Below are 17,454 nucleotides of genomic sequence, written 5' to 3'. Positions count from 1 at the left end.
AGCGAGTGAAACCGTCGAAGCGGAAGATGCAGATGCGGCCTCACTCGCCAGCGCGGGACGCTCTGGACTGCGAAGCCTGGAGCAATACTACCAGCGCACCGCCCCCGCCGTCGCGTCCTTGCGCCTGTGCCCACGCCAGCACCTCGTTCTTCTGCGCGAGCCAGCCGCGCACCTTGTCCTTGAGCACCGGTTCGCGATTCACCGAGCCGAGGCCCTTGCCATGAATCACGCGTATGCAACGCAAGCCACGCTTGACGGCGTCGTGCAGGAAGGCTGAGAGCGCCTCACGGGCCTCGTCGCGACGCATGCCGTGCAGATCGATTTGCGCCTGCACGACCCATTCGCCGCGCTGGAGCTTGAGCACGGCGTCGTGGCTGATGCCGGGACGGCGGTACGACAGCCGGTCGTCCGTATCGAGCAGTGCTTCGGGGTCGAATTCGTCGGACAGGGATTCGTGCAGCACGGCCGCTTCGTCTTCCTGCGTCTGACGGGCGACAGGCTCGGGCGGCAGACGCGGGTGTTCGACGCGATTGACCGAGCCTTTGCCGGTCAGCGGCGCGATGTCGCCGACGCTGTCGCGGAACACGTTGGCGTCGCGTTTGGCTTGCGCGGCCCGCTTGGCGGCAGCGACACGTTCGGCTTCACGGGCGGCGCTCTCCCTGGCAAGCGTGTCGCGCAGGCCGTTGAGATCGCTGAGACTGAGTTTCGGGGGCTTCTTGCTCATGGTCGTGCGAACAAGGTGAGGGGCAGAGCCGATGATAACGGGACTGGCGGGAGGTGCAAGCCGATCGTATGACGCGACTGGCTCGCAAGCGTCATCATACGAGGCTGCTGGGCGACTCCCGGACGGCAAAACGAGGACGGCGCCCTCGCTGCATGAAAGATCACACAGCGAGGGCGCCGCCGGCAACCGGTGGCGCTGGCGCGCTTACTGGTCGAGGTTCTCGAGGTAGCGCTGGGCGTCGAGTGCGGCCATGCAACCCGTGCCGGCGCTGGTGATGGCCTGACGGTAGATGTGGTCCTGCACGTCGCCGGCGGCGAACACGCCCGGCACGCTGGTGGCCGTGGCGTTGCCGTTCAGGCCGCTGTGCGTGACGATGTAGCCGTTCTTCATTTCGAGCTGGCCGTCGAAGATATCGGTGTTCGGCTTGTGGCCGATGGCGATGAACACGCCGTGCAGCGAGATGTCTTCGTGCGCGCCCGTCTTGGTGTTCTTGATACGAACGCCGGTCACGCCGCTGTCGTCGCCTGTGACTTCGTCGAGCACGCTGTCGTACTTCAGTTCGACCACGCCTTGCTTGGCCTTTTCCAGCAGACGGTCGATCAGGATCGGTTCGGCGCGGAACTTGTCGCGACGGTGGATCACCGTGACCTTGCTGGCGATGTTCGACAGGTAGAGGGCTTCCTCGACGGCCGTGTTGCCGCCGCCGACCACGCAGACTTCCTTGCCGCGATAGAAGAACCCGTCGCAGGTGGCGCAGGCCGAGACGCCGCGGCCCGAGAAGGCTTCTTCGGACGGCAGGCCGAGGTACTGGGCCGAGGCGCCGGTCGCGATGATCAGGGCGTCGGCCGTGTACTCGCCGGAGTCGCCGATCAGGCGCAGCGGGCGTTCGTTCAGATGCACCGTATGAATGTGATCGAAAATCATCTCGGTGTTGAAGTGCTCGGCGTGGGCCTGCATACGGGCCATCAGCTCGGGGCCTTGCACCCCGGTCGGGTCGCCGGGCCAGTTCTCGACGTCCGTGGTGGTCATCAACTGACCGCCCTGGGCGATACCCGTGATCAGCACGGGATTGAGGTTGGCGCGTGCGGCGTATACCGCGGCGCTATAGCCGGCGGGGCCGGAACCGAGAATCAGGACTTTGGCGTGCTTGGCAGCAGACATGGACTTGCTCACCGGAAAAAGAAGGGGCTGGCGCCTGACCCTGCACCGATACGGCAGGGGGCAGCGCAAGCCGACATTATAAAGGGCCGCCGTCGTTTCGTTGATCGAGCCTCACAATCGGTGCGATAGCCTGTGGGGCGCACGTCCGCCGGAGCGGGCCGTGGACGGGATTGTCGGGGACGCCGGAAACACTGGCGTTACCGCTTGTCACCTTTTCATGCGAATACGAATGTAATAGTTGTTTACAATGGAGCCTTGCCGCGCGGCAGGCCGCCCGTCTGCCCGCCCAACCGCATGGCTTGATGACGACGAAATCTTCCTACTCTGCTGGTGCCGGATCGTCGTTGCCCAATCGGGTGACGCACCTCTTCCATGAAATCCGCTGGATGGCGCAGGTCGCGCTGATGGTGTTCCTGTTGATGGCGCTGTTCTCGTATAGCCGCCTGGACCCCAGCTGGACACATGCGGCGCACGTGGAGCGTATCGCCAACTGGGCGGGACGCGTCGGCGCGTGGGTCGCCGATATGCTGCTGCTCATGCTGGGCCTGTCCGCCTACTGGCTGGTGGTGTTCATCGGGCGCCGCGTGGTCTCGGGCTACCGCCGGATTTCCGCTCGCCGCGAAGCGCCCCCGCTGCGCGAGCGTCTTGCCAGCGGCGGCTGGGTCGAGATCGTCTCCTCCCTGATGGTCCTGCTCTCGAGCGCCGGCATCGAATCCCTGCGTCTTTATCGCCTCAAGGCCCAATTGCCGCGTGCGTCCGGCGGTGTCATCGGCGAAACCGTCGGTGGCTTCTTCCAGCATGCGCTCGGCTTTACGGGCGGCACGCTGGCGCTGTTGCTGATCTTCGCGTTCGGCCTGTCGCTGCTGTTCCATTTCTCCTGGTTGTCCGCCGCCGAGAAGCTCGGCGCCCTGATTCTCGACACCGGCACCGTCATCCGTCGCCGCCGTGAGGCGCGCCAGGACCGGCGTCTGGGCGAGGAGGCGGCCATCGCCCGTGAGGGCGCCGTGGTGCAAAACCGTGTGCGGGCGGAAGTCCACGAGCCGGTGCAGATCGTGCCGCCGGTCAAGGTCGTACCCAAGAGCGAGCGGGTCGAGAAGGAAAAGCAGGCGCCGTTGTTCGCCGATCTGCCCGATTCCATCCTCCCGCCGCTGGCGTTGCTCGACGCCGCGCCGGTGGCGCAGGAAACCGTATCGGGCGAAACACTGGAATTCACGTCGCGTCTGATTGAGAAGAAGCTCAAGGATTTCGGCGTCGAAGTCAGTGTGGTGGCCGCTTATCCCGGCCCCGTCATTACGCGCTATGAGATCGAACCGGCCACTGGCGTGAAGGGCAGCCAGATCGTGAATCTGGCGAAAGATCTGGCGCGTTCGCTCTCGCTCGTGTCGATCCGCGTGGTCGAAACCATTCCGGGCAAGAATTACATGGGGCTGGAGTTGCCGAATCCGCGTCGTCAGACGGTGCGGATGACGGAAATTCTGGGTTCCGAGGTCTACAACAGTTCGTCGTCGCTGCTCACGCTTGCTCTGGGCAAGGACATCGGCGGCAAGCCGGTCGTGGCCGATCTGGCGAAGATGCCTCACCTGCTGGTCGCCGGTACGACCGGCTCGGGCAAGTCGGTCGGCATCAACGCGATGATCCTCTCGCTGCTGTACAAGGCGACGGCCGAGCAGGTGCGCCTGATCCTGATCGATCCGAAGATGCTCGAAATGAGCATGTACGAGGGTATCCAGCATCTGTTGTGCCCGGTGGTGACGGACATGCGTCAGGCGGGCCATGCCCTGAACTGGGTGGTGGCCGAGATGGAGCGCCGCTACAAGCTGATGAGCAAGCTGGGTGTACGCAATCTGGCGGGCTACAACAACAAAATCGACGATGCGGCCAAGCGCGAAGAGCATATTCCGAATCCGTTCTCGCTGACGCCGGACGAACCGGAGCCGTTGCAACGTCTGCCGTACATTGTGGTCGTGATCGACGAGCTGGCCGACCTCATGATGGTGGTGGGCAAGAAGGTGGAAGAGCTGATCGCCCGCATTGCGCAGAAGGCGCGGGCGGCGGGCATTCACCTGATTCTGGCGACGCAGCGTCCGTCGGTGGACGTCATTACCGGTCTGATCAAGGCGAACGTGCCGACGCGGGTGGCATTCCAGGTGTCGTCGAAGATCGATTCGCGCACGATTCTGGATCAGCAGGGCGCCGAGACGCTGCTCGGCATGGGCGACATGCTCTACATGCCGCCGGGCACCGGGTTGCCGCTGCGGGTTCATGGGGCGTTCGTGGCCGACGACGAAGTGCATCGCGTGGTTGAGCGGCTCAAGGAGCAGGGCGAGGCGAACTACATCGAAGGCATTCTGGACGGCGCGACGGAAGGCGAAGACGGTGGCATCGATGGTGCGGCGGGCGGAACTGGCGAGGGGGGCGGCGAGTCCGATCCTCTATACGATCAGGCGGTCGCGGTGGTGCTCAAGCAGCGCCGCGCGTCGATCTCGCTGGTGCAGCGGCATTTGCGCATCGGTTACAACCGGGCGGCGCGGCTGCTCGAACAGATGGAACAGTCCGGCGTGGTGTCGGCGATGGCGAGCAACGGCAACCGGGAAATTCTGGTGCCGAATCGCGAGGGAGAATAAGGAAGATGCTGGGATTCAAGCGCAGTTTGCCGCTCATGGCGGGCGCCGTTGGGATGACGCTGGCCATGCTGGTCGCCCCGGCCTACGCCAGTGGGACGGCGCAACTCAAGGCGTTCGCGGAGCAGGTCAAGTCGGCGCGTGGCGACTTCGAGCAGAAGCAGGTGAAGCAGCAGCAGGGGCAGCAGGACGGCACGTTGAAGGTGACGAACACGGCGTCCGGCACGTTCGAGTTTTCGCGCCCCGGCCGCTTCGTCTGGCACTACACCAAGCCGTACGATCAGTTGTTGCAGGCTGACGGCACGACGCTGTACGTCTACGACAAGGATTTGAATCAGGTCACCGAGCGCAAGCTGGGTAACTCGCTGGGCGCCAGCCCGGCCGCGATTCTGTTCGGCAGCAACGACATCGAAAAGAGCTTTACGCTCAAGGACGCCGGCGTGAAGAACGGCATCGACTGGGTGGAGCTCCGGCCGAAGTCGCAGGACACGCAGTTCCAGCGCGTAGGCATCGGTTTTCGCGATGGCAATCTGGCCGCGATGGAGTTGTACGACGCATTTGGCAACGTGACGCTGCTCACGTTCGGCAACATGCAGAAGAACCCGTCACTGCCGGCCGACAACTTCAAATTCACGGTGCCCAAGGGGGCAGACGTGATCAAGGGCTGAGCGTGCGCTGACGCTCGTGCGCCTTCTCTGTCCCCTCCCGCCTGCGGCTATGCTCTGAAAGCGTTACGGGCGAGCCGGTCGTCAGGCTGGCATAATGGGGACATCTGATTATCTGACTGCGGCCGGGGACTCCCCGGCCGCGCTGCTTGAGAACATGCCAAACGACGCCCCTTTGTCGGCTTCGGTGCCTTTGGCCGAGCGCCTTCGCCCCCATACCATCGACGACGTGATTGGCCAGCGCCACCTGCTGGGCAAGGGAAAGCCTTTGCGCGTGGCGTTCGAGGCGGGTCGTCCGCACTCGATGATTCTGTGGGGCCCGCCGGGCGTGGGCAAGACGACCCTGGCGCGCCTGATGGCAGATGCTTTCAAGGCTTACTTCATAGCGCTCTCGGCGGTGCTCTCCGGCGTAAAGGACATTCGCGACGCGGTCGAAGCGGCGCAGATCCAGCGCGCGCAGGGCAAGCAGACGGTGGTGTTCGTCGACGAGGTCCATCGATTCAACAAGGCGCAGCAGGATGCGTTCCTCCCGCACGTCGAATCCGGGCTCTTCATCTTTGTCGGCGCGACGACCGAGAATCCGTCGTTCGAAGTGAACGGCGCATTGCTCTCGCGCGCGGCGGTCTATGTGCTCAAGAGCCTGAACGACGAAGAGCTGGGCGAGATGGTCACGCGCGCCGCGCATGAGCTCGACGACATCGGCTTCACGGACGAAGCGCGTCAGGGGCTGATCGACTCGGCCGACGGCGACGGGCGTAAATTGCTGAACAACGTCGAAATCGTGGCGCAGGCGGCGGTGTCGCAGGGCCAGGAGACGATCGACGAGGCGCTGCTCGCCAGCGTGCTTGCCGAGAATCTGCGTCGGTTCGACAAGGGCGGCGACGCCTTCTACGATCAGATCAGCGCACTCCACAAGTCGGTGCGCGGCAGTTCGCCGGACGGTGCACTGTACTGGTTCTGCCGCATGCTCGATGGCGGCGCAGATCCCCGGTATCTCTCGCGCCGGATCGTGCGCATGGCATGGGAGGATATCGGTCTGGCCGACCCGCGCGCCGCGCGCATCGCGCTCGATGCGGCGGAGACGTACGAGCGTCTTGGCACACCCGAAGGGGAGTTGGCGTTGGCGCAGGCGGTGCTGTATCTGGCGAGCGCGCCGAAGTCGAATGCCGGGTACAACGCCTACAATCAGGCGCGGGCGTTCGTCGGCAAGGACAAATCGCGCGCGGTACCGATTCATCTGCGTAATGCACCGACGAAGCTGATGAAGGAACTGGGTTACGGCCACGAGTACCGGTATGCCCACGATGAGCCGGATGCCTACGCGGCTGGCGAAACGTACTTCCCCGACGATCTGCGCGCGCAGAACTGGTACCGTCCGGTGCCTCGCGGGCTTGAGGGGAAAATCGGCGAGAAGCTCAACTGGCTGAAGTCGCTCGATGCCGAATGGCGTCGCGCCAATGCCAAGGGGCGTAATTCGCCCAATGCGTCACCCAATGCGTCGTCCGAGGCACCGGCGAAAGCGCCGGCGGCTGGTAGCACGTCATCCGCATCGTCGCCGCCTTCCCCATCGTCCGCGTCCGGAAAAGCCTCTCCTGACCAGAGCGCTGACGACGATAATTGAGCCGTAGACGCTGCAGCAACTACGTCGACCGTAGCTCGGTCGGTGGCGTCGATAACAGCGTGCATCCGGCGGCGTCCCTCGGGAATCCCGCAAATACGCGTTTCTGGCGAGGGGAGAGATGCTAAATCGCGTCATCGTGCTGCGCGTTTGGTAAAATCCCGCCATTGCCGTTGCGCGACGAAAGGTCGTCTGGGGTTGCCAGGCAGCGGCCAACACCCAATTCAAGGCTCACCGACGTGAGCCACTCACAAAAGATTTCCCACCATGCTCGACATTCAACTTCTTCGTAAGGATCTCGACGGCGTTGCAGCGCGACTCAAGGCGCGCGGCTACTCGCTCGATGTGGCGGCGTTCGCGGCGCTCGAAGCGGAGCGCAAGCAGATTCAGACGCAAACCGAGGAGCTTCAGGCGCGTCGTAACGCGTTGTCGAAGCAGGTCGGCATGAAGAAGGGCAAGGGCGAGGACGCCTCGGCCGAGATCGCCGAAGTCGGCGGCATTGCGGACACGCTCAAGTCGTCGTCGGTGCGTCTGGAAGAGATTCAGACGCGTCTGTCGGACTTGCTGCTGGGCGTGCCTAATCTGCCGCACGAGACCGTACCGGTCGGCTCGGACGAAACACAGAACGTGGAAGTGCGTCGCTGGGGCACGCCGCGTGAGTTCGATTTCACGCCGCGAGATCACGTCGATCTGGGCGCCGCGCTGGGGCTGGATTTCGATGCTGCGGCGAAGCTTGCCGGCGCGCGCTTTTCGGTGATGAAGGGCGGGATTGCGCGTCTGCATCGTGCGCTGGCGCAGTTCATGCTCGACACGCACACGAGCGAGCACGGCTATACGGAAACGTATGTGCCGTACATCGTGAATGCGGCGTCGATGCGCGGCACGGGCCAGTTGCCGAAGTTCGAGGACGACCTGTTCAAGGTGCCGCGCAAAGTCGGCGGGGATGAGGGCGAGCGCATCGAGAACTTCTATCTGATTCCGACGGCGGAAGTGTCGCTCACGAACCTGGTGCGTGACGAGTTGCTGCCGAACGATGCGTTGCCGATGAAGATGGTGGCGCACACCCCGTGCTTCCGTTCGGAAGCGGGCAGCTACGGCAAGGACACGCGCGGCATGATTCGTCAGCATCAGTTCGACAAGGTCGAGTTGGTGCATGTGGTGCGCCCGGACGAGTCGTACGACGCGCTGGAGGCGCTCGTCGGCCACGCCGAGACGATTCTCCAGAAGCTGGGCCTGCCGTATCGCACGCTGGTGCTGTGCACGGGCGACATGGGCTTTGGCAGCGCGAAGACGTACGACATGGAAGTGTGGATTCCGGCGCAGAACACGTATCGCGAGATCTCGTCGTGTTCGAACATGGAGAGCTTCCAGGCACGCCGGATGCAGGCGCGCTTCCGCAATGCGCAGGGCAAGCCGGAGCTGGTGCACACGCTGAACGGTTCGGGGCTGGCGGTGGGACGTGCGCTCGTGGCAGTTCTGGAGAACTATCAGAATGCGGACGGTTCGGTGACGGTGCCCGACGTGTTGCGCCCGTACATGGGCGGCATCGAGCGTCTGGAACCGGCGGCCTGAGTCAGGACGCGCGGCGAAGTAAAAAACTTCGAAAAAAGAGTTGCCCGAAAAAGAAATTCGGCTATAATCTCTTTCTCGCTGCTTGAGGCCACTCAGGCAGCGAACCAAAGCAGCAAGAACGCTTGGAGAGGTGGCAGAGTGGTCGAATGCGCCGGACTCGAAATCCGGTATACGGTTATACCGTATCGTGGGTTCGAATCCCACCCTCTCCGCCAAGCACACAATGAAGCCCTTGAGTCATCAAGGGCTTTTTTGTTTTCTGCGCCATCTAGCTTCCGGGGCAGGGCCGCAGGGCCAGTGACACTCACTCCTGCGCAGCGTCAAACCGGAACGACCGATACGTCCCCATACGCTGAGGATGTGTGAGGACCAATTGCCATAGTTGCCCTTGTCTCGAACGAAAGAATCCCGCGCAACTCAGCAGATAGTATTTCCACATGCGATAAAACCGCTGGTCATAGCGCGACTGCAAGCGCGGCCACGCGGCTTGAAACCGGTCCCACCACGCCATCAGCGTTCGGTCATAATCCGGCCCGAAGTTATGCCAGTCTTCGATGACAAACCGTCCCTCGACAGCTTGCGAGATCTCGTTGGCTGAGGGCAATTTGCCGTTGGGGAAAATGTACTTCTCAATCCACGGATCCGTCCCTTTGCTTGTCTGCGCAATGCCGATCGAGTGCAAAAGAAAGAGTCCGTTCGGGGCTAAGAGACGACTGACAGTGTCGAAGTACGTTTCATAGTTCTTTGGCCCCACGTGCTCGAACATCCCTACGGAGACGATCTTGTCGAATCTGCCGTGCAGTTCGCGGTAGTCCTGCAGCAGAAATGTCACAGGAAGGTGCGCGCACCTGGCCTTGGCAAAAGACAATTGTTCTTTAGAAATGGTGACGCCGGTGACTTTTACGCCGTAGTTTTCCGCAGCAAACTGCGCGAGCCCGCCCCAGCCACAGCCAATGTCCAGCAACGTCTCGCCCGCCCTCAGACCTAGTTTTCGGCAAATCATGTCCAGTTTGTCGAACTGGGCATCCTCCAGATTGGCGGCTCGCTGCCAGTAGCCGCACGAATAAATCATCCGGCTGTCGAGCATGGCTTCAAAGATATCGTTGCCCGCATCGTAGTGCTGCTCCCCGACCTGGAAAGCACGTTCTATCGACTGCAAATTGAGCCACCGGTGGCGCATGTGGGTAAGTGCGAGATGGAGCTTTGCCATGCCCGAAGCTGCGTCGTCGATGTCAGCACTAAGCAATCGGGTGAAGAACTCATCCAGGCGATCGCACTCCCACTGCTCATCCATGTACGATTCCCCCAGCCCAAGCGACCACCTCGCAAGCACTTTCCGGTAAACGTCCGGGTCACTTACGCGAATATCCCATTCACGCTCACCATTAATCGAAATATTCGCCATCGCCAGAAGAGATTTCAATCCTTTCGGTGGATCAATGCCGATGACATGATCTGAAAATTTAGTATTACGAAATTTTATTTCTGAATGACTCACTTCGGCTCCAGATGAATTGATAGAAGGTGACTGATTTTCGGTGGGAGAAATGCGCTCGTTTCGGCATCACTATGGCGCGTAAACCCCGCTGATGAACAATTCAAAATGCCTATTGTCATCATAGGTTTCTCACCGAATTAGGCACCCGGCGCGCAGTCATTGAGGCGCCGCTTGGTGTGGCCGACATGCACACCAATCTGGCTGGATATGGCGCCGCGCGTCGATAGCGGTCAACGACATCACCGCCGAGAATGGAAATCGTTTTCCACGGAGGTCACAAATGACTGCAAATATTGCTGGTATCGCTGTTCCCGACAGCGCGTTCGCTCGCGAAATCACGGAGATCGTTCGTGACACCGAGTCACCACTGTTGTTCAATCACTCGAGCCGCGTCTTTTACTTCGCGGCACTTGCAGGCAAGCATCGTGGTTTGAAGTTCGATCCTGAACTGCTGTACTGCGGATGCATGTTCCACGACATGGGGCTGACGCACCAACACAGCAGTGCCTGCGAGCGATTTGAAGTTGATGGCGCCAATGCCGCCAGAGACTTCCTGAAGCGCAAAGGCATTACGCAAGCGGATATCGACGTGGTGTGGACCGCGATTGCCCTCCACACGACGCCGGGCATTCCTCAGCATATGCATCCGGTGATCGCGCTGGTAACGGCTGGCGTCGAAATGGACGTACTCGGATTGACTTACGACCAGTACACCGACATCGAACGAGAAGCTGTAGTCGCTGCGCATCCGCGTACGCCGAATTTCAAGGAGGACATCATTCAGGCCTTCTACGACGGCATCAAAAATAAGCCTGACACGACATTCGGCAACGTTAAGGCGGACGTCATCGCAGACAAAGAGCCACATTTCCATGCTGGAAATTTCTGCAGCGTGATTCGTGCTTCCGCGTGGAAGGGCTGATCGTCGCAGCGGCCGTCTGCGCAACGTCAAACTATCGGTGGTGTGTGCCGCTGGGCTCACGTTCCATGTGGACTACATCACCGATAGTCTTCCTGGCGCATCGGCGAGAACGATCCGTGAGGAAACGAACAGTTGCTTTAACCTCATGCGCAAGGCGATGCAGATCGCTATGCGTCGCCAGGCTGCTGCCTCACTGGATTCCAGCCTAGCGCGTTGTACACGTGGTAACGGGCAATGCCGGTATATTCATGCAACGCGAAATCCGCGACGGTGAAGTTATACGACAGTGGCAACGCAGACAGCGTCGCGCGTAAATAGTCTGCGCGCACCGGTATCGCGTTAACGCCAAAGTACGAGAAATACAGCATGCTGCGTTGCAAATGGATAGCCGACGAAACGAGCACCGTTCGGCCGGCATCGTAGTGCTGAAGCAAAGCGCTCGTGAACTGTGCGTTCTGCCAGGTATTCATGCTGTGAGGCTCAAGAAGCACGTCAGCCGCCCTGACGCCGAGATTGAGCAAGGCGATCCGATAGACGGTCGCTTCCGGCGCGCCGTTTTTCTTCGCGTCGCCGCCACTGACAACAATCTTGCAATCCGATTCGGTCTTCCGACAGTCGTTGTAGAGTGCTACGGCTTCAGCGATGCGCGCATATGAAAACGTTCCCGGTTCGACCGAACTGGTGTGCGCAACTTTCTCGGTACCTGCGCCCAGAAGAACAATCGCGTTGCGTTGACTCCATTCGATTGCCGGTTTCACGTCATAGGCGGATTGCAGGTTGTTCAGCATCCATGCAGGAACAGGGCCGCAGCCGATTGTCAGAAACAGGACGATCGAGATCGCGTAAAGCGTTCTGCCTGTTCGACGCCATTTAAGCGCTGCACAGCGGGTGGCGAGCACAATCATTACGGCAAGAATCGCCAACGTCATCTCTGCTACCTTCAACAAGCAGTCAAAAAGGCGGCGCCTCCATGGGTTGGAGGCGCCGCACCGTGGTCCCTACCGGGGCATCAGAGCTCGATGTCTTCCGCACCCGGGGTGGCAGAGGGGAATGCCTGTTCAGGTTGCGCTGGCTGGAACGGATTCGCCACCTGGCCGGCCAACGCCTCTAGCGCTGCAGCAACGCCGGCGCCGTAGGCCGGGTCGGCCTTGCTGCAATTGTCGATGTGACGTTGCTTGATGAAGTGCGGTGCATCGCCGAGGGCGCGGGCAGTGTTCGCGAACAGGCGCTCCTTCTGCGCCTTGTCGTAGCTGCGAAACAGCGCACCCGGCTGGCTGAAGTAATCGGCGTCGTCTTCGCGGAAGTTCCAGAAGTCGGCATCGCCGCGGATCTTCATGGGCGGCTCGCGGTACCCGGGCTGCTCCTGCCACTGGCCATAGCTGTTCGGCTCGTAGTGCGGCAGACCATCGTAATTACCATCCACGCGCATCGCGCCATCGCGATGGTTGCTGTGCACCGGGCAGCGCGCAGCGTTCACCGGAATCTGATGGTGGTTAACGCCCAGTCGGTAGCGCTGTGCATCGGAATAGGCGAACAGGCGAGCCTGCAACATCTTGTCGGGCGACGGTCCAATACCCGGCACCAGGTTGCTGGGAGCGAAGGCGGACTGCTCCACGTCCTGATACCAGTTGACCGGGTTGCGATTGAGTTCGAACTGACCGACTTCAATGAGCGGGTAATCGCTCTTGGGCCACACCTTCGTCAGGTCAAAGGGGTGGATGCGGTAGGTTTCCGCATCCAGTTCCGGCATCACCTGAACGAACAGCTTCCACTTCGGGAAATCGCTGTTTTCGATGGCGTTGAACAGGTCGCGGCCGTGGCTTTCCCGATCATGACCGACCAGGATCTGCGCTTGCGCATCGGTCAGCGACTCGACACCCTGCTGCGTGACGAAATGGAACTTGACCCAGAATCGCTCGTTGTTCGCGTTGGTAAAGCTGTAGGTGTGCGAGCCAAAGCCGTTCATGTGGCGGAAGCTGCGCGGAATGCCGCGGTCGCTCATCACCACGGTGACTTGCAGCAGGGCTTCGGGTAACAGCGTCCAGAAATCCCAATTGTTGCGCGCACTGCGCAGGTTGGTGTGCGGGTCGCGCTTGACGGCCTTGTTGAGGTCGGGAAACTTGCGCGGGTCGCGCAGGAAGAACACCGGCGTATTGTTGCCGACCAGGTCCCAATTGCCTTCCTCGGTGTAGAACTTCAGCGCGAAGCCACGGATGTCGCGCTCCGCATCGGCGGCGCCGCGCTCGCCCGCCACGGTGGTGAAGCGAGCGAACATCTCGGTTTGCTTGCCGACCTTTCCGAACAGCTTGGCGCGAGTGTAGCGTGTGATGTCGTGGGTCACGGTGAAGGTGCCGAACGCGCCGGAGCCCTTGGCGTGCATGCGACGCTCCGGGATGACTTCACGGTTCAGGTTGGCCAGCTTTTCCAGCAGCCACACATCCTCCATCAACAGCGGACCGCGCGGACCGGCGGTACGGCTGTTCTGATTGTCCACAACCGGGGCGCCGAAGGCGGTTGTCATCGGGGTGACCGGAGCATCACCCTGCTTTTGCGTCGGCGTGGTACTGAGGTCACGCTGCTGCTGCGCGCCTTGTTCTGGCGTAAGCGCGCTGTGATACGGGCACTTTGCGATATTGCTGTCGGACTGGCTCATTGGCTGGCTCCTGTGGGGGTAGAGAGACGCAAGGACTGCGCGTCTGACTGTAGCAAGGATCGATGACCCCAATAATTGAATTAATCCCGGGCGCTCATAGGTCTTTGCTATGTCTGAAAAGCAAGGATCGTTGAAGCACGCGCACGTTTCCTCGTCCGGCCGTTCCTGCTGGAGTGCTGATGCGGCGTAGATAAGCGAAGAGGTATCGGCCTGAGCCGATACCTCTTCGGATTGACTGTCGCGTTGAGAAGATTTACTTCGCTTCGAACATCGATTTGACGTATTGAATGCCGATGCCGAACGCGCCGCCATAATGTTTGGCGATGCCGGTCGTGAGGTCGTATGTCTCGGTGCGAGCCCAATCACGCTGGAGTTCGAGCAGGTAAGTCAGGGAGGTGATCGGGCGCGCCCCTGCCTGCAACATACGATGTACCGCCGCATGATGAGCCGCTTCCGTGCAATCGCCGCTCGCATCGACCACCACGTACACTTCGAAACCCTGTTCCAGCGCGCAGAGTACGGGGCCGTTGCAGCAGACCGACGTCCACAGTCCGGCGATCACAAGGCGGCTTTTGCCTGTGCGATTGACCCGTGCGACGAAGTTCTCATCCTCCCAGGCATTCGATGTCGTCCGGTCAACGATGTCGGCGTTCGGAAATGCTGCCGTGACTTCCGGAAACAGCGGCCCCGCGAAGGTGTCTTTCGAGATTGTCGAGATGATCGTTTGTACACCGAAACCTTTTGCCGTGTCGGCCAGAATGCCGACATTCGCGCGTAGATTGGTGACGTCAATGGACTTCGTGTTGAAGGCCATTTGCGATTGGTGATCAATGAGGAGCAAAGCGTGGTCGTTGGGGCTCAGTAGCGATTTGGCAGGTCTTGCGACAGCTTGGATGCTCATAACGAGGGACCTCTCGAAACTCCGGACGTTGATGTCGGCAAAGCGTCTCGCCTTGCGGGGTCGCAACGCCTTGCATGTATCCCGAGACGTTGCTGTTTCCGAGTATAGGGGCCATTGCAGCGGAGAAAATCGGCATGTTTGCAGAGATGATTCTGCATAAATGCGGACGTTGGTTGGCAGTGATCGACGCTGGCCGCTACTCGCCCACGTACCCCTGTCCATTCGATGCTCGTCCTTCCAGAAAGTCGATCTGCTCACCGATGACGCGCGAGCAGTGGGTCATGAACGCCGTCACCCGCTCGGATTTGCGAATGTCCGGATGCGTGAGAATCCACAGCTCGTCGTACACCTCGGTCACGACCGGACTGACTCGCACAAGACTCGGCAGCAGATCCGCATGCATGCACGGCAGAATTCCGATGCCAATACCCGCCGCTACGGCCGACGCGACCGCCGTCACCGAATCACTGCGATACGCAATGCGCTCGGCACAAACGTGCTCGTTGACGAACGCGTACGCCATCAGTCGGGAAACCCCCTTGCCGTAGCCTGCCCAACGCATACGGAAGAGTGCATCGCGCGCTGGCGTGCTACCGACGAAGTCGATCCTGCGTCCGTAAATTGCCCACGCCACCGTTGCCAGCTTGCGACCCACGAGGTTTTCCGGCGGTGCGATCGTCGCTCGCAATGCGATATCCGATTCGCCGCGCGCGAGGTTCAGCGGCTTGTTGCTGACGATGACCTCGACACGGATTCCCGGATGCTGCCGTTGAAAATCGCCAATGATGGGGGTAAGGAAGTCCAGCAGCAGGGCGTCTGAAGTCGTGATGCGCAGATCGCCCTTAAGCCCCTGGGAACGCCCCGACACCCGACGTGTAACCCCGGAGATGTCGAGTTCGACGCGGCTTGCCAGCGCCAGAATGTCGGTGCCCGCGACCGTAGGCACGTACCCGCTGCGGTGCCGGTCGAAGAGCGGCGTCCCGAGTGCCTTTTCCACGATGCCGAGCCGTCGCGTCAGCGTCGAGTGATTGACGCCGAGCGCTTGCGCCGCGGCCACCAGACTGCCGTTCTCGCCGATAGCCCCGACGATGCGCAGATCATCCCAGGAGAGTTTTTGGAGGAGATCGCTCATGTTGCCACCGGATGCCAATTCAGGATCGCCGCATCTTACCGCCGTTTCGACAGCGTGATCCGCTAACGCATGTCACCAAACCGTCGAACGTTGGCATGCCGCGAAGCACCGCATGCCAACGAATCGACCAACGCGCTTAATGCATCGATGCGGCCGGATCGTCGCGCAATTCACGACGACTCACGCCGGTGCCTGCGAATATCAGGCTTTTGACGAGAAGCGACGCTGCGGCTACGGCGCCCGGCACAGCCAGCACCATGAACATCTCTTCGAACGTGAACTGACGACGTGCGAGCTCTGCCACGAGGAACGAGCCGGCGATGCCGCCAAATCGTCCGATGCCCATCATCCACGCGACGCCGGTAGCGCGTCCGAGCGTGGGGTAGTAGCACGCCGCCAAACCCGGCAGCGACGCTTGTGACGTGTTCGCCATCAACCCCGCCAGCATGACGCATACGACAAGTGCGGCAAGCTGCCCGTGCGTGCGTCCGATAGCAAAGACGAACACGGCCGTGCAAAGAAAGCCCACCGCAACGATCCGGTCGTGATTGAAACGATCCATCAGCCATCCGCTTACCACTGCGCCCAGACCGCCCAAAGGGAAGAGGGCGGCGACCACGACAGCCTGCGTCGGCGTGAGGCCTGCGTCCTTGAACAGCAACGGCATCCAGTTCACGATCGCGTAGAAGATCACCAGCCCCATGAAATAGGTGATCCAGAGCAGCAGCGACCCGCCCCAATAGGCCTTCGAGAAGACGAGTGCCAGACCACGCTTGGGTGCAATGCCGTCAACGTTCGTCTTCGGCCCTTCGTGCAGGGCGAAACGCAGAGCGCCATCCGGCAGCGCCGCGATTTTCCTGAGCACCACAGCAATCCGTTCATGCGCGGTGGCATTGTCGCCATCGCCCGCCCGCGACACGAGAAACCGCACGGACTCGGGAATCCTGAGCATCATCACCGTCAGCACCAGTGGCAAAGCGCCCCCGAGGACGAACAAGCTCCGCCAACCCCAGATCGGCAGCATCCATGCCGCGACTAGCCCGCCAATCCCTGCACCGACGGAAAACCCGCAGAACATGGCATTTGTCAGCAACGCGCGACGTGGCCCGGGGCAGTACTCGTTGGTCAGTGTTACGGCGTTGGGCATCGCCGTGCCGAGCGCGAGGCCGGTCAGGCAGCGCAGCGCGGTCATCTCGGCGATGTTCGTCGTCCAGGCCGTAATGAGCGTGAGGGCGCCCATGCCGAACACGGCGACCAGCAACACGGTCTTTCGCCCGATTCGATCGGCAATCGGACCGCTTAGCAACGATCCGGCAGCAACGCCGAACATGGCCGCGCTCAACAGCGGTCCCAGCGACAGCTTGTCGAGTGACCATTCGCGCATCAGCGAAGGGGCTGCGTAGCCGATAACGGCGGTATCGAAACCGTCGATTAGCATCGTGAGAAAGCACAGCACAAACAGGTAGCGCTGACTTCCGGATAAGGGATTTTTGTCGATGAACGCCTGCACATCGACCGTCTGGGTGGACATGGTTGTCTCCTGAATTCGGCGCTCTGCGACGCCTGAAAAGTCATCAAATAATGTGAAGTGGCGCTGCGCCTGCTGTGTTTATCGCGACATCACTCCGTTGGCAGGCAAGCCCCTCATCGTGCGAAGCAAAGAAACGCGGCAATAGCGCCAAGCACGAGCGGGTACTCAAGCCGCATCCACGCGCGACTGCGAACGAGCGACACGTACACGCCGGCGAGTACCGCCAGGGCAAGTGCTGCGCCGAGCCAAGACTTCGCGCTGAACAGCAACACCGCTGCCGCTACCTCTGCGACCGCGACCGCATGGCGCAGCCAGTCCGGATAACCCCAGTCCGAATACTCCTGCCGGATGAATCGCGGACCGACGGCGTTGAGCGCCGCCGCCCAAAGCAACGCAAGAGCCAGCAGGAGACGTAAGAGATCGAGGCTATCCATGGAAATGTAGAAAGTGGCGAAC

Annotated in this window: 14 protein-coding genes and 1 tRNA gene; 6 read left to right on the top strand and 9 right to left on the bottom strand. The window is 61.2% G+C overall.

Annotated features, from left to right (window positions below; translation table 11 throughout):
* Positions 1-40: 40 nt before the first annotated feature.
* Together A9762_RS13845 and trxB are read right to left on the bottom strand one after the other, a co-directional pair.
* Positions 41-724: a Smr/MutS family protein gene (locus A9762_RS13845; RefSeq protein WP_069342591.1), complete on the bottom strand. Its 684-nt coding sequence runs from the start codon at positions 722-724 to the stop codon at positions 41-43.
* Between the two features lie 204 nt (positions 725-928).
* Positions 929-1,885: a thioredoxin-disulfide reductase gene (trxB, locus tag A9762_RS13840; RefSeq protein WP_069342590.1), complete on the bottom strand. Its 957-nt coding sequence runs from the start codon at positions 1,883-1,885 to the stop codon at positions 929-931.
* Positions 1,886-2,187: 302 nt separating this feature from the next.
* Between trxB and A9762_RS13835 the strand changes: the two genes are divergently transcribed.
* The 5 genes from A9762_RS13835 (at position 2,188) to A9762_RS13815 (ending at position 8,576) form a co-directional block, all read left to right on the top strand.
* Positions 2,188-4,509, top strand: a complete 2,322-nt coding sequence (locus A9762_RS13835; RefSeq protein ID WP_069342589.1) for a DNA translocase FtsK — start codon at positions 2,188-2,190, stop codon at positions 4,507-4,509.
* A 5-nt stretch (positions 4,510-4,514) separates the two neighbouring features.
* Positions 4,515-5,174 (top strand): outer membrane lipoprotein chaperone LolA, encoded by a 660-nt coding sequence (lolA, locus tag A9762_RS13830; protein WP_069342588.1) that lies wholly within the window; start codon positions 4,515-4,517, stop codon positions 5,172-5,174.
* A gap of 154 nt (positions 5,175-5,328) precedes the next feature.
* Positions 5,329-6,792 carry a replication-associated recombination protein A gene (locus A9762_RS13825; RefSeq protein WP_371442924.1) on the top strand — a complete coding sequence of 488 codons (1,464 nt, stop codon included), beginning with the start codon at positions 5,329-5,331 and terminating at the stop codon, positions 6,790-6,792.
* A gap of 264 nt (positions 6,793-7,056) precedes the next feature.
* Positions 7,057-8,361: a serine--tRNA ligase gene (gene serS, locus A9762_RS13820; RefSeq protein ID WP_069342587.1), complete on the top strand. Its 1,305-nt coding sequence runs from the start codon at positions 7,057-7,059 to the stop codon at positions 8,359-8,361.
* Positions 8,362-8,485: 124 nt separating this feature from the next.
* Positions 8,486-8,576 (top strand) — tRNA-Ser (locus A9762_RS13815).
* 89 nt (positions 8,577-8,665) lie between these two features.
* Here the strand turns inward: A9762_RS13815 and cfa are convergent.
* The gene (gene cfa, locus A9762_RS13810; protein WP_371442936.1) at positions 8,666-9,844 is read right to left on the bottom strand and encodes a cyclopropane fatty acyl phospholipid synthase; all 1,179 of its coding nucleotides are present in this window, start codon (positions 9,842-9,844) and stop codon (positions 8,666-8,668) included.
* Positions 9,845-10,139: 295 nt separating this feature from the next.
* Between cfa and A9762_RS13805 the strand changes: the two genes are divergently transcribed.
* A complete protein-coding gene (locus A9762_RS13805) occupies positions 10,140-10,781 on the top strand; it encodes an HD domain-containing protein (protein ID WP_069342586.1) in 642 nt (213 codons plus the stop codon).
* A gap of 167 nt (positions 10,782-10,948) precedes the next feature.
* Here the strand turns inward: A9762_RS13805 and A9762_RS13800 are convergent, their stop codons facing one another.
* The 6 genes from A9762_RS13800 to A9762_RS13775 form a co-directional block, all read right to left on the bottom strand.
* Complete coding sequence (locus A9762_RS13800) at positions 10,949-11,710, bottom strand: YdcF family protein (RefSeq protein ID WP_069342585.1); 762 nt, start codon at positions 11,708-11,710, stop codon at positions 10,949-10,951.
* Between the two features lie 80 nt (positions 11,711-11,790).
* Positions 11,791-13,302, bottom strand: coding sequence for a catalase (locus A9762_RS13795; RefSeq protein WP_083253920.1), 1,512 nt, complete (start codon positions 13,300-13,302; stop codon positions 11,791-11,793).
* A gap of 385 nt (positions 13,303-13,687) precedes the next feature.
* On the bottom strand, positions 13,688-14,335 hold the full coding sequence (locus tag A9762_RS13790; protein ID WP_069342583.1) for a hydrolase: 648 nt from the start codon (positions 14,333-14,335) through the stop codon (positions 13,688-13,690).
* Between the two features lie 196 nt (positions 14,336-14,531).
* The gene (locus tag A9762_RS13785; RefSeq protein WP_069342582.1) at positions 14,532-15,467 is read right to left on the bottom strand and encodes a LysR family transcriptional regulator; all 936 of its coding nucleotides are present in this window, start codon (positions 15,465-15,467) and stop codon (positions 14,532-14,534) included.
* Between the two features lie 136 nt (positions 15,468-15,603).
* Positions 15,604-16,998: an MFS transporter gene (locus tag A9762_RS13780; RefSeq protein WP_069342581.1), complete on the bottom strand. Its 1,395-nt coding sequence runs from the start codon at positions 16,996-16,998 to the stop codon at positions 15,604-15,606.
* A 113-nt stretch (positions 16,999-17,111) separates the two neighbouring features.
* On the bottom strand, positions 17,112-17,432 hold the full coding sequence (locus tag A9762_RS13775) for a DoxX family protein (RefSeq protein ID WP_069342580.1): 321 nt from the start codon (positions 17,430-17,432) through the stop codon (positions 17,112-17,114).
* Positions 17,433-17,454: the final 22 nt, after the last annotated feature.

Source organism: Pandoraea sp. ISTKB (assembly GCF_001721285.1).
Taxonomy (GTDB): Bacteria; Pseudomonadota; Gammaproteobacteria; order Burkholderiales; family Burkholderiaceae; genus Pandoraea; species Pandoraea capi.
The sequence above is the reverse complement of the archived record's forward strand: the minus strand, read 5'-3'. Positions and strand labels throughout refer to the sequence as shown.

Coding starts and splice junctions, on each gene's coding strand:
- A9762_RS13845 (WP_069342591.1), bottom strand. CDS start 724: ATGAGCAAGAAGCCCCCGAAACTCAGTCTCAGCGATCTCAACGGCCTG.
- trxB (WP_069342590.1), bottom strand. CDS start 1,885: ATGTCTGCTGCCAAGCACGCCAAAGTCCTGATTCTCGGTTCCGGCCCC.
- A9762_RS13835 (WP_069342589.1), top strand. CDS start 2,188: ATGACGACGAAATCTTCCTACTCTGCTGGTGCCGGATCGTCGTTGCCC.
- lolA (WP_069342588.1), top strand. CDS start 4,515: ATGCTGGGATTCAAGCGCAGTTTGCCGCTCATGGCGGGCGCCGTTGGG.
- A9762_RS13825 (WP_371442924.1), top strand. CDS start 5,329: ATGCCAAACGACGCCCCTTTGTCGGCTTCGGTGCCTTTGGCCGAGCGC.
- serS (WP_069342587.1), top strand. CDS start 7,057: ATGCTCGACATTCAACTTCTTCGTAAGGATCTCGACGGCGTTGCAGCG.
- A9762_RS13805 (WP_069342586.1), top strand. CDS start 10,140: ATGACTGCAAATATTGCTGGTATCGCTGTTCCCGACAGCGCGTTCGCT.
- A9762_RS13800 (WP_069342585.1), bottom strand. CDS start 11,710: ATGACGTTGGCGATTCTTGCCGTAATGATTGTGCTCGCCACCCGCTGT.
- A9762_RS13795 (WP_083253920.1), bottom strand. CDS start 13,302: ATGACAACCGCCTTCGGCGCCCCGGTTGTGGACAATCAGAACAGCCGT.
- A9762_RS13790 (WP_069342583.1), bottom strand. CDS start 14,335: ATGAGCATCCAAGCTGTCGCAAGACCTGCCAAATCGCTACTGAGCCCC.
- A9762_RS13785 (WP_069342582.1), bottom strand. CDS start 15,467: ATGAGCGATCTCCTCCAAAAACTCTCCTGGGATGATCTGCGCATCGTC.
- A9762_RS13780 (WP_069342581.1), bottom strand. CDS start 16,998: ATGTCCACCCAGACGGTCGATGTGCAGGCGTTCATCGACAAAAATCCC.
- A9762_RS13775 (WP_069342580.1), bottom strand. CDS start 17,432: ATGGATAGCCTCGATCTCTTACGTCTCCTGCTGGCTCTTGCGTTGCTT.